We start from the raw sequence: 12,332 nt of genomic DNA, 5'->3' as shown, positions 1-12,332 counted from the left end.
GCCAACAGCATATCATATTTGAGTCTTACAAAGAAAACACCTAATTTTACACCCACAATTGATCAAATCAATTTCATTGGATTGGAGATATCCTTCATAAACTTTAATCATTTTTTAGGACAACACAAATTATATAAAACATTGAAAAGCCTTTTCCAAAGATTATTTTTCAAAAACATACAAAATACTAAAGAAGAAACTCAGTCAGCTCTTATGAAAAAATTTCTTGTAGTTGGTCTTGGTAATATTGGACCTAAATATCATAATACACGACACAATATAGGTTTTAGGATACTGGATACTCTTGCAAAAGAGGAAACACTAAATTTTGAAACTGAAAAACTGGGTGATATAGCGACCTACAAATACAAAGGACGGACCATAGTTTTGCTTAAACCGAACACTTATATGAACCTGAGTGGAAAATCCGTAAGGTATTGGTTGACTAAAGAAAAAGTTCCTGTTGAAAACTTATTGATCATTACGGATGATATCAATCTTCCTTTTGGCACTATCCGATTAAAAGCAAAAGGTAGTGCAGGAGGCCACAATGGGTTAAAGGATATCGAAGCACAACTAAATACATCCAAATACTGTAGATTCAGGTTTGGAGTAGGAGCAGAATTCAGTAAAGGAAGACAAGTTGATTATGTGTTAGGAGAGTGGGGTTCTGAAGAAGAAGCCAATATGCCAGAAAGATTAGACAAAGCTATCGCATTAATAAAATCCTTTGCTACGGCAGGATTGGCAAACACTATGAATACCTTTAACGGAAAATAAATAGTACATCTCGTAACATTTCCTTAATTTTATAACCTAAAAATACTGCTTGACAGCTATAGTAGCAAATCTTATGCAACCTTGATGACGAAGCATGATTTTACTAAAATTAATCTTCTTGAAACGAAAAAACACTTCAAAACCGATATTTACCTCTACGCCCTTTAGTATTTTACCGTATACCGAAAACTAAGAACCACCCAGGATGAAACGCTACACAGACGCTAAAACATATGACAATCAAACCCCATCCGTGGTTACCATAGGAACTTTTGACGGGGTACATATTGGACACAAAAAAATAATTGAGCGATTGGTAGAAGCTGCAAAAAGGAATAATCTTGAATCTGTTATTCTTACCTTTTTCCCACACCCAAGAATGGTCTTACAAAAAGACACAAACATTAAACTGATTAATACTATAGATGAACGAATTCAGATTTTGGAAAAAACCGGATTAGACAGTTTAGTAATCCATCCATTTACAAAAGAATTTTCCAGGTTCACTGCAAAAGAATATGTAGAAGAGATGTTAATTAAGAAACTCAATGTACGGCACGTTATTATTGGATACGACCACCGTTTTGGACGAAATCGAAATTCTAATATTACTGATCTTGCTTCTTTTGGAATTCAAAATGACTTTACCGTGGAAGAAATTTCAAAACAGGATATTGACGATGTTGCTGTAAGTTCTACAAAGATTCGAGAAGCATTATTGGATGGTAATATTGCTAAAGCTAATAAATATTTAGGATATAATTTTATGCTTACCGGTAAGATTATTAAAGGAAAAGAACTCGGACGAAAACTGGAGTATCCTACTGCTAATCTCTATATTGAAGAAGAATACAAACTTATCCCAAAAAAAGGAGTATATATCGTTAGATCACAGATCAATAACAAAACGTATTTCGGAATGATGAATATCGGTAATAATCCTACAGTCAACGGAAAACATCAAACCATAGAAACTCATTTCTTTGATGCTTCATTTAACTTGTATGAAAAAAAGATCCAAATAGAAATGCTAAAGCGTATCAGAGATGAGAAAAAATTTGATTCTATCGAAGCGTTAAAAACAGCAATGCAAGATGATGAAGACTTTTCCAGAGATTTTATAAACTCTATGGTATGATCAATCGGTGGCTATTCAAACACATAGATAATAGTCCTCTAATCATATTTAGAGTATTTTTCGGATTTCTGATTGCGGCAGAATCCTTTGGTGCTATTCTTACTGGTTGGGTAAGACGAACCTTGGTGGAACCACAATTTACATTTAATTTTATAGGATTTGATTTTTTACAACCACTTCCAGGTAATGGGATGTATTATTACTTCGCACTAATGGGTGTACTGGGTGTTTTCGTGATGATCGGTTTTAAGTATCGATGGAGTATGATCGGATACACTTTGCTTTGGGCCGGAGTCTATTATATGCAAAAGTCATCTTACAATAATCACTACTACTTGTTATTATTGTTGTGTATTCTAATGAGTACTCTTCCTGCTGGCAATTATTTCTCTATTGACGTAAAACAAAATCCAGCATTAAAAAAAATATCGATGCCCAGATGGTGTGTCTTATTCATTATAATACAACTCTGGATTGTTTACACCTATGCATCTATTGCAAAATTATATCCAGACTGGTTAGATTACACAGTTGCGAAAAACTTAATGCTCTCCAGAGCTAATTACCCATTAATAGGAGATATTCTCCAGCAACATTGGACACACGTTTCGATTACTTATTTTGGGATTTTATTTGACTTACTGATTATTCCATTACTTTTATGGAGAAGAACCCGGCTTGCAGCATTCATCGCCAGTATATTTTTTCACTTATTCAACTCAATTGTATTTCAAATCGGAATATTTCCTTATTTATCACTGGCTTTTAGTGTATTTTTCTTTTCCAAAGAAAGGATCCATCGCATTTTTATGCCTAAAAAAGAATTTTATGATGCTGGTAAAGTGATCATTCCATCCTATAGAAAATTTTTAATTCCTGCATTGAGCACTTGGTTCATTATTCAGCTTGCATTACCGGTTCGTCACTGGTTTATCCCTGGAGACGTACTGTGGACAGAAGAAGGACATAAACTAAGTTGGAGAATGATGTTAAGAGGTAGGTCTGGATATACTAACTTCTATATTGAATTCAAAGATAATGCTTGTAGAAGGGTAAAAATTGATAAAAACCAATACTTGACACTAAAACAACGTCGTCAGGTAGACACCAAGCCTGATGCTATCTGGCAGTTTGCACAATTCTTAAAAAAAGAACATCTAAAAGAAGGAAGAGATATTGCGGTTTACGTGAATAGTAAGGTTGCAGTTAATGGTAAAAAACTAAGAGTTTTAATTGATCCTGATGTAGATTTGGCAAGTGTTGACTGGAATTATTTTACGACTAATCCGTGGATTATTAAATATGATAAGGAATAAACATATACTCACTGCCAGAATGTATAGAACTGCTTTATGATGTGCAAAATTTCTTCTATATGGTGTTATGTAGGTATTGTATTCATTTCATTTTCTGCTAAATCCCAGGAAAAGAAAGACTGGTATTCTTTTTTTGGAGAAATACCTAATACAGTAGATAGACATTTTTATCAGGATCTAAGGGTTACTAAGGATCTTGAGAAGAGGATAAAAATTATTGATACCATTGCTACCATTCATATTAGGGCAGGAAATACAGATTCTATTATACATTATGGAAATTTGCTCCAAAATGAAATTCGTCATAGAAAAGATGAACTCTTAGATTATGACCTCTATCTTTCAAAATCCTACAATATCCTCGGAAAAGGGAAATTAGAGAAAGGTCTATTTGACGATGCCATGAAACATCATCTGGATGGAATTGCAATTTCTCCTGCTGCCACAATGAATAAAATGCACTATACCCATCAAATAGGTCTTGGTGTTGTTTATCTTAATCAAAAAGAATATGAAACCGCACTATCCATATTTCAAAATTGTTTAAAGAATGCCATCTACACTGAAATTTTAGTCTTAGCCAAAAAAAGATTGGCTGATACTTATTTTTTAAAAAAAGAATTTTCCGAATCAAAGTCTAATTACCTGCAAGTGTTAGAAGACATGCAACTCTATGAAAACAATAAAATTAGATTAGAGACTCAGTTGAAGCTAGGAAGGATAGATATTTTTGAAAATAATCTTGACCACGCGCTAAAATATTTCCAATCTGTAAAAGACATTGCGTTAGAAAGTAAATTTTACGATCTCTATATGAATGCAGTGATCAATATGGGGATTGTTTATTATAATCAGGGACATCTTCAAGACGCAGAAATCATCCTATCCTCTGCCTATATAAATTCGGTACAGTGGAATAAACTTGAGTTACAGAGGGATGTTATTATGGTGCTTAAGGACTTAAAGGTAGCTCAAGAAGATTATAAAAATGCTTATAATCTAATGACTCAATACCTCGGTATTTCTAATCAAATTCTAACCGATCAAAATAAAGAGATTGTTAAGGAAATGGAGGTTAAATATCATACTCTACAAAAAGAAAAAGAAATACTAGCGCTTAAAGAAGAGCAACTTATAAAGGAAAGCGAAATTAAAAGACAAAGAACCATCAAAATAGCGTTTCTTATCGGCTTTCTTGTCGTTTTGGTTCCGGTCGTGGCGCTTTTATTTATGTATTTCCAGAAATTAAAAACGCAAATAGAACTTAACAAATCCCAAAAAGAAGTCAATTCTCAAAAGGTCCATCGACTGATGAAAGATCAGGAATTAAATCTTGTTCAGGCAACTATGGATGGACAAAATAAAGAACGTATGCGTCTTGCCAGAGAATTACATGATAGCATCGGAGGAAATCTTGCCAGCATAAAACTACAACTTTCCGGAACTACTCAGAATGGTGACCTTCAAACCACAATTATCAAACAGGTGGATGAAACCTATCATCAGGTACGTAATTTATCTCATAATCTTGCTTCCAAAAAATTTCAGGATAATGGAATTTCGACCTTGATCAACGAATATGTAAATAATATAAAACAGGGAAGTGATCAAATGATTTCCTTTAACCCGTATCCCGAAGCTTCTCTAAATGAAATCGAAAGTCCTTTAAAAGAAGAATTATTTAAAATCATTCAGGAGCTTTTAACCAATGCATTAAAATATGCCAAAGCGGATCAAATTGATATCTATCTTAACGGATATGAGAAATCGCTTCAGCTTCTTTTTGAAGATAATGGTATCGGGTTTGACACATCAAAAGTTGCCGATGGCATTGGGTTTAAGAATATCAAAAATCGATTAAAATCACTGTCCGGCAGCTTAATGATCGACTCAACCATCAATAGGGGAACTGTTATTAATATTGAAATCCCAATGTCTGTATAAAGGACCTAATCAATAAACTCTGTTATTGATTTCTTAACCAAGTATCAGGACGTAAAGCAAAAAATACTAGATCCATCCTTTGCCCAATATACCTTATTGAGGATTGCCCTAGAATGTGGGTTTAACTCAAAGACCAGTTTTAATAGAACCTTTCAAAGATTTGAGGGAGTCACCCCATCAACATTTAGAAATCAAAACTTTAAAACTCAAACGTTAGAATAAATAAAAGACTAACACGGAATAAAAGTAAATATTTCAAATACATAATAGCTTCAAAATTTATACAAAAAATCAAGGGTATATCAACGCCGTTTTCTTTAAATTTGCTGCTTTAATGCGAAAGGGATAGAAGCGGCATCCTTTTTATTTTTTGAACCATTCGACGACACTTCGACAAGCTCAACGTGACCGCTTAGGTTCTAAAGTAAAAAGATATAGCGGATAGCCTGGCCACGAGAAAACGAGTGGAATCGCCCAAAACAAAAATCATGTTACTGGTACAAGAAATTATAGCAAATAAAGAGGAGTATATCAAAGCATTAGCCAAACGTAATTTTGATGCTGCACCGGTTTTAGATAACATCATTACACTTGATGAAGCCCGTAGAGAGACTCAGGCAAAATTGGATAATACCCTCGCGGATTCTAACAAATTCTCCAAAGAAATAGGAATGCTATTTAAAAATGGAGAACAGCAAAAAGCTAACTTACTAAAAGAGAAAACCGCCCAGCTTAAAGAAGTTTCTAAAGATCTATCTACCAAACTTACAGAAATACAACAAGAGTTAAACGAACTGCTATATACGGTGCCTAATATTCCGCACGATTCTGTGCCTGATGGACAGAGTGATGAAGATAATGAAGAAGTATTTAAGGAGGGTGAAATTCCAGAACTGAATGAAGATGCTTTACCACATTGGGAATTGGCCAAAAAATATGATATTATTGATTTTGAATTAGGAGTCAAAATTAGTGGAGCAGGTTTTCCTGTTTATAAAGGAAAAGGAGCAAGGCTGCAGCGTGCTTTAATCAATTACTTCCTTGACAAAAACACAGAAGCTGGTTATAAGGAATATCAGGTGCCTCATCTCGTTAATGAAGCTTCAGGTTTTGGAACAGGACAATTACCAGATAAAGAAGGTCAAATGTATCACGTAACCGAAGATGATTTATATCTTATTCCAACTGCAGAAGTACCAGTAACCAATTTATTCAGAGATGATCTATTAAGTGAAAAAGATTTACCTATCACTTGTACCGGTTATACACCTTGTTTCAGAAGAGAAGCAGGTTCATATGGTGCCCACGTTCGCGGATTGAACCGTTTACACCAGTTTGACAAAGTAGAAATCGTACGAATCGAAAAACAGGAAAACTCTTATCAAGCATTGGATGGTATGGTAGAGCACGTTAAAGATATACTGCGTGAGTTAAAATTGCCATATCGCATCTTACGCCTCTGTGGCGGCGACATCGGTTTTACGGCTGCACTAACTTATGATTTTGAAGTATTTTCTACTGCACAAGATCGTTGGTTAGAGATCAGTTCTGTTTCTAACTTTGAATCATTCCAGGCTAACCGGTTAAAATTAAGATATAAAGATGATCACGGTAAGAAAAAATTGGCGCACACGCTCAATGGAAGCTCATTGGCTTTACCTAGAGTACTTGCCGGTATTTTAGAAAACTATCAAACCCCAAAAGGAATTAAAATTCCGGAGGTATTAGTTCCTTATTGTGGATTCGAATACATTGATTAACTATTTGGTTAGGGAGTTTGCGAGTGATGAGAGTCAAGGAAATCGAACCGTGACGTAGAAAAAGATTCTTAATAATTGATTAAGAAGGAATTATTAGAGCTTGATAGGCTAACATATTAGTTTTTAGTCTGAAGATCAATCTAAATATTTTATTGGTTTATCTATCTTTTAGGATGAATTTATATATAAGAATTGATATTTAATCAGATCAAGAAATGAAAAATTTATACTTATATTTTTCTTAAAAGTGTTCCCTCTCATACGCTAACATCACAATACTCAGTAACTTATTTCCTATATTTACAAAAAAACTTGCAGCATGCGCTTTATCTTTCTTTATATAGCCTTTCTTTTTGCTATTCCGATGTTTGGTCAATCCGAACAATTGGCTAAGAATTATATGCAACAAGGGCAGTACGAAAAGGCACTTTCTGTATACCAAAAATTATATGCCAAAAACTCTAATCGCATCAACTACCTGCTAGGTCTTGTTGAATCATATCAACAATTAGAACAATTTGAAAAGGCTGAAGAAATTTTAAAAAAAAGAATTGAAAAAAGCCCTAATAATTCACAATTACTGGTAGAGCTGGGACACCATTTTGAGGTACAGGGTGATACAGTAAAAGCAAAAACATATTATGACAGAGCCGTTAGTAGCTTTAACCACAATAATATAAATGCCGCTTATACATTAGCACAAACCTTTGAAAAGTATAATCTTCTGGATCAGGCAGCTATTATTTATGAAAAAGGAATGGCATCGAATCCAGGCGCTAATTTTAACGTTCAACTTGCCAAAATATATGGTGAGCAAGGAAAGTTAGAGAAAATGTTTGATAGCTATCTTTCCTTACTCCTACTGCAACCAAACTATAAGAATATAGTTCAAAGAAATTTTAATCAATATATAACTGATGACCCACTTAATGAGGCTAATGTCATCTTCAGGAAATTATTGATCAAAAAACTTCAACAAAATCCCGATATTATCTTTAATGAAATGCTGAGCTGGCTTTTCGTACAACAAAAAGATTTTAAAAAGGCTTTTATACAAGAAAAAGCAATTTATAAACGAAAAGATCAAGGATTGCAAGGCATTCTAGATCTTGCACGCATTGCCATCGGAGCAAAAGATATAAAATCTGCTACCTACATTTTAGATTATCTCTTAGAAACACCGGCAGGAAATGATATTAAATTAAAAGCGCACAAAATAATCCTTAAAGCAAAGACCGATCTTGCCGATAAAAAAGAGTATAAAGATATCAATGAACAGTATGAGGCAATATTTCAAACCTATGGTAAATCAAGAGAAACCATTGGTTTGCAAATCGATTATGCGCATTTTTTGGCTTTTAATCAAGATAGAAAAAAAGAGGCTATTGATTTTTTGAAGGAATTATTGACTAGAGAACAACTCTCCAGATTTCAATCTTCTCGTGCTAAAATGAAAATCGCGGATATTCTCGTTTTGGATCAAAAATTTAATCAGGCACTTATCTATTATACTCAAGTACAAAATGCCTTAAAAAATAATTTTCTAGCTCAGGATGCAAGGTTTAAAGTGGCAAAAACCAGTTACTACAAAGGCGATTTTGCCTGGGCACAAACCCAATTAGATGTCCTTAAATCATCAACTTCACAATTGATTGCAAATGATGCCATGGAGCTCAGTCTAATTATAAGCGATAATTCTTTAGAGGATTCAACACAGACTGCACTGAAGATTTTTGCAAAAGGCGATTTGTTAGCTTTCCAAAATAAAAATCAGGAAGCTATTGCCAAGTATGAAGAAATTTTGGTAAATCATAAGGGAGAAAAAATTGAAGATGAGACCTTTTTAAGACAAGCCAAATTATATGAAAAAGAAAAAGAATTTGACAAGGCAAAAGTGAACTACCTAAAAATTATAGAATTTTATCCTGATGATATTCTGGTAGATGATGCCTACTACTGGCTTGCTGAGCTATATGTGAATGTCTTGGGCGAACCGGAAAAAGCAAAAGAATTATACGAGAAACTCATCTTTAATCACGCAGATAGTATTTATTTTGTGGATGCTAGGAAAAAATATCGAACATTAAGAGGTGATGCTATTAATTAGTTGATAGTGGATAACCCGTACTTCTATTAATATATTGTAAATGAGAAATGTCCTCTCAAGAAAACACATTATGAAAGTGTTCTAATATTTCCAAATAAAACAATTGTTGGTATAAATTACTCCTATCCGTATAAGGAGATGATAACCATTATAATTTCGTTTCTTTGTATCGTTCAAGAATATCAACAAAATATTTATATGTACATCTACAACGTTACCATAAACATAGAAGACACCAAACACGATGAATGGTTGGATTGGATGAAAAAAAAGCACATTCCTGATATGTTAGCTACCGGAAAATTTAGTAAGGCTCTTATGACCAAAGTACTGGTCGAAGAAGAAATGGGTGGTATTACTTATTCTGTGCAGTATACGACAGATAGTAAAAGTACATTAGAACGCTATTATAACGAAGATGCAGAGCGTCTTCGTTCAGAAACGAACAAATTTGCAGGACATTTTGTTGCTTTCAGAACAGAACTGGAAATCATAAGTGAACAATAACGAAAATGGATTTGAGTTAAATTACACTTAAATGAAGAAATATCGGCCCACATTGTTATACATCGTTAAGATTTTTGGTCTTATCATAGGAGCTGCGGTTGCAGTTTTTATTGTGAGTCTATTTTTAGACGTTATTTCATTTTTAGTGCAAAGTTCAATTTTTGAAAAATCGGTTGCTATCTTTCTTATCTTCTTATTGGTTGTTGCTGCTTTCTTGATCATTCGATCCAATAACCCTGCGATAAGTTTAGATGATAACTATATAATTATCGGAAGACAACAGATCCAGTACGATCAAATTAAGGCTTTTTATGCTGCTAAAGGAGGATCTGAACCTTATATTATTATCAACGACGGTACTAAAATTGATTTAGAAATTTCGTGGTTTAGCAAAAAGGATCGTTCTGAAATAGAAAAAACAATTCTTGAAAAGATCGAATCACGAACAAAACAAACATAAAATGTCTTCCAAATTTAAAAAAAATAAAAACCAAAGATCCAGTCAGAAGACTCCTCAAGAAAAAACCGCAGTTAGAGCAAAAAAACATCTAGGTCAGCACTTTTTAAAGGATGAAAATATAGCCAAAAAAATTGGAGACACACTTACACTTACTAACTATAGTAATGTTATTGAGATTGGTCCTGGTATGGGAGTTCTTACCAAATATATTTTGCAAAAAGATGTAAATCTTATTGCTATGGATTTGGATACAGAATCTATTCAATATCTAAATACCAGTTTTCCATTGGAGCATCCGGAAATTAGAAATGGCAAAGGAGAGTTTCAGGTAATAGAAGCTGATTTTCTAAAGTTTGATCTCGATACATTATTTAATAATGAACCTTTTGCAATAATAGGAAATTTCCCTTACAACATTTCATCTCAGATTGTTTTCAAAACTCTAGAAAATCGTCATAGAATACCAGAATTTACCGGAATGTTCCAGAAAGAAGTTGCACAACGTATTTGTGAAAAACCAGGCACCAAGACCTATGGAATCTTATCCGTTTTGACACAGGCATTTTATAACGCCGAGTATCTGTTTACGGTTCCTCCTTCTGTTTTTAATCCTCCTCCAAAAGTAGACAGTGGGGTATTACGATTGATAAGGAAACCTGAACAAACCCTCGAGTGTAATGAACCATTATTTTACAAAGTAGTGAAAACAGCATTTGGGCAGCGAAGAAAAACTTTAAGAAATAGCCTAAAGGTTTTTCAGTTATCTGATAAAATCAAAGAAATGGATATCCTAACCAAAAGACCAGAGCAATTAGATGTTAATCAGTTTATTGAGCTTACGTTGCTTATCGAAAAATCAATAAATTAATTTCATTTAACATCTATCTGAACTGCAATAGATTTGTTTGGTTATCTTTGTGAGCATTCGTACAGAAATCCATAAAAAAGTAACCTATGTCATTCGAGATTTCCAATGAGCTTATCGATGAAGTGAAATACCATATTCAAAATGAGGATGACACTCAGTTGCAAGATATGCTTAGCGAAATCCATTTTGCTGATTTTGCAGAAATTATTGGAGAGCTCAACCTCTATCAAGCCACCTATCTGATCAAACTATTTGATAGTGAAAAAACTTCTGAAGCTCTTATGGAGTTAGAAGAAGATTTTAGAGAACGTATTTTAGAAAACTTATCTGTAAAAGAAATTGCAGAAGAGTTAGAAGAAATGGATACCGATGATGCAGCCGATATTATTGCAGAATTACCCGAGGATCGAGCCGAAGAGGTAATTGCAGAGATAGAGGACGAAAAGCACGCAGAGGATATAAAAGAACTACTTTTATATGCTGAAAGTACCGCAGGTGGTTTAATGGCAAAAGAGCTGGTGAAGGTAAAAGAGACCTGGACAGTTGCGGGATGTGTTCGCGAAATGCGCAGACAAGCTGAAAATGTGACGAGGGTTCACTCTATTTACGTGGTGGATGAAGAAGGAAAGCTTAAAGGCAGATTATCTTTAAAAGACTTGCTTACTGCCCCGGCGAAAGCATATATTAGTGATATATATATCCCTAAAGTAGACTATGTAAATGTAGAAACCGAGGGAGAAGAGGTTGCCAGAATTATGCAAAAGTACGATCTCGAAGCTATTCCTGTTGTAGATCAAAATACTGTATTAGTTGGTCGTATTACTATAGACGATATAGTAGACTTTATAAAAGACGAAGCCGAAAAAGATTATCAAATGGCAGCAGGTATATCTCAGGATGTAGAAGCTGATGATAACGTTTGGGAACTTACCAGAGCACGTTTGCCTTGGTTAATTTTGGGATTATTTGGTGGATTAGGCAGCGTATTTATTATGCAGGGTTTTGAAGATGTTATGACCAATCCCAGAATACGTGACTTATTTTTCTACACACCGCTGATTGCGGCGATGGCCGGTAATGTTGGTGTTCAATCTTCCGCAATTATTGTACAAGGTTTGGCTAATGACAATGTAAAAGGAAGTCTTTTAAATCGTTTGCTAAAAGAAGTAGGCCTCAGTTTAATCAATGGAGTCGCATTAGCGCTTTTAGTAATCCTTTTTGGACTTGTAATGCGTTATGAAATTTCTTTTAGTTTAACCATTGCAGCAGCGTTAATGAGTGTTATTATCGTAGCGGCACTAATTGGCACATTTGTGCCTATAATCCTTGATAAAAGAGGTATTGATCCAGCAATTGCTACAGGACCTTTTATTACTACGAGTAACGATATTTTCGGAATTTTCCTGTTCTTTTATATTGCCAAACTGATTCTAGGTTTTTAAAATTAAAAAC

General features: G+C 34.1%; 11 protein-coding genes. All 11 read left to right on the top strand.

What is annotated here, in order from left to right:
* The first annotated feature begins 213 nt into the window (after window positions 1–213).
* On the top strand, window positions 214–780 hold the full coding sequence (gene pth / locus ACE94K_RS04780) for an aminoacyl-tRNA hydrolase (RefSeq protein ID WP_378180683.1): 567 nt from the start codon (window positions 214–216) through the stop codon (window positions 778–780).
* 205 nt (window positions 781–985) lie between these two features.
* Window positions 986–1,918: a bifunctional riboflavin kinase/FAD synthetase gene (locus tag ACE94K_RS04775; RefSeq protein WP_378180680.1), complete on the top strand. Its 933-nt coding sequence runs from the start codon at window positions 986–988 to the stop codon at window positions 1,916–1,918.
* Entirely contained in the window at window positions 1,915–3,234 is a 1,320-nt protein-coding gene (locus tag ACE94K_RS04770; protein WP_378180677.1) for an HTTM domain-containing protein, read from the top strand. Before ACE94K_RS04775 ends, ACE94K_RS04770 begins: the two co-directional genes overlap by 4 nt.
* Window positions 3,235–3,270: 36 nt before the next feature.
* Window positions 3,271–5,178 carry an ATP-binding protein gene (locus tag ACE94K_RS04765; protein WP_378180674.1) on the top strand — a complete coding sequence of 636 codons (1,908 nt, stop codon included), beginning with the start codon at window positions 3,271–3,273 and terminating at the stop codon, window positions 5,176–5,178.
* Window positions 5,179–5,190: 12 nt separating this feature from the next.
* Entirely contained in the window at window positions 5,191–5,400 is a 210-nt protein-coding gene (locus ACE94K_RS04760) for a helix-turn-helix domain-containing protein (RefSeq protein ID WP_378184224.1), read from the top strand.
* 266 nt (window positions 5,401–5,666) lie between these two features.
* Window positions 5,667–6,938 (top strand): serine--tRNA ligase, encoded by a 1,272-nt coding sequence (gene serS / locus ACE94K_RS04755; protein WP_378180671.1) that lies wholly within the window; start codon window positions 5,667–5,669, stop codon window positions 6,936–6,938.
* A 319-nt stretch (window positions 6,939–7,257) separates the two neighbouring features.
* The gene (locus tag ACE94K_RS04750; protein WP_378180668.1) at window positions 7,258–9,045 is read left to right on the top strand and encodes a tetratricopeptide repeat protein; all 1,788 of its coding nucleotides are present in this window, start codon (window positions 7,258–7,260) and stop codon (window positions 9,043–9,045) included.
* Window positions 9,046–9,243: 198 nt separating this feature from the next.
* Window positions 9,244–9,552: a DUF4286 family protein gene (locus ACE94K_RS04745; protein ID WP_378180665.1), complete on the top strand. Its 309-nt coding sequence runs from the start codon at window positions 9,244–9,246 to the stop codon at window positions 9,550–9,552.
* 31 nt (window positions 9,553–9,583) lie between these two features.
* Complete coding sequence (locus ACE94K_RS04740) at window positions 9,584–10,012, top strand: hypothetical protein (protein WP_378180662.1); 429 nt, start codon at window positions 9,584–9,586, stop codon at window positions 10,010–10,012.
* A gap of 1 nt (window position 10,013) precedes the next feature.
* Window positions 10,014–10,880 carry a 16S rRNA (adenine(1518)-N(6)/adenine(1519)-N(6))-dimethyltransferase RsmA gene (gene rsmA, locus ACE94K_RS04735; RefSeq protein WP_378180659.1) on the top strand — a complete coding sequence of 289 codons (867 nt, stop codon included), beginning with the start codon at window positions 10,014–10,016 and terminating at the stop codon, window positions 10,878–10,880.
* An 86-nt stretch (window positions 10,881–10,966) separates the two neighbouring features.
* Window positions 10,967–12,322, top strand: coding sequence for a magnesium transporter (gene mgtE, locus ACE94K_RS04730; RefSeq protein WP_378180656.1), 1,356 nt, complete (start codon window positions 10,967–10,969; stop codon window positions 12,320–12,322).
* Window positions 12,323–12,332 lie beyond the last annotated feature (10 nt).

The organism is Aquimarina besae (assembly GCF_042434905.1).
Classification (GTDB): Bacteria; Bacteroidota; Bacteroidia; order Flavobacteriales; family Flavobacteriaceae; genus Aquimarina.
Note: the sequence above shows the minus strand (reverse complement) of the source record. Positions and strands in the feature narration are given on the sequence as shown.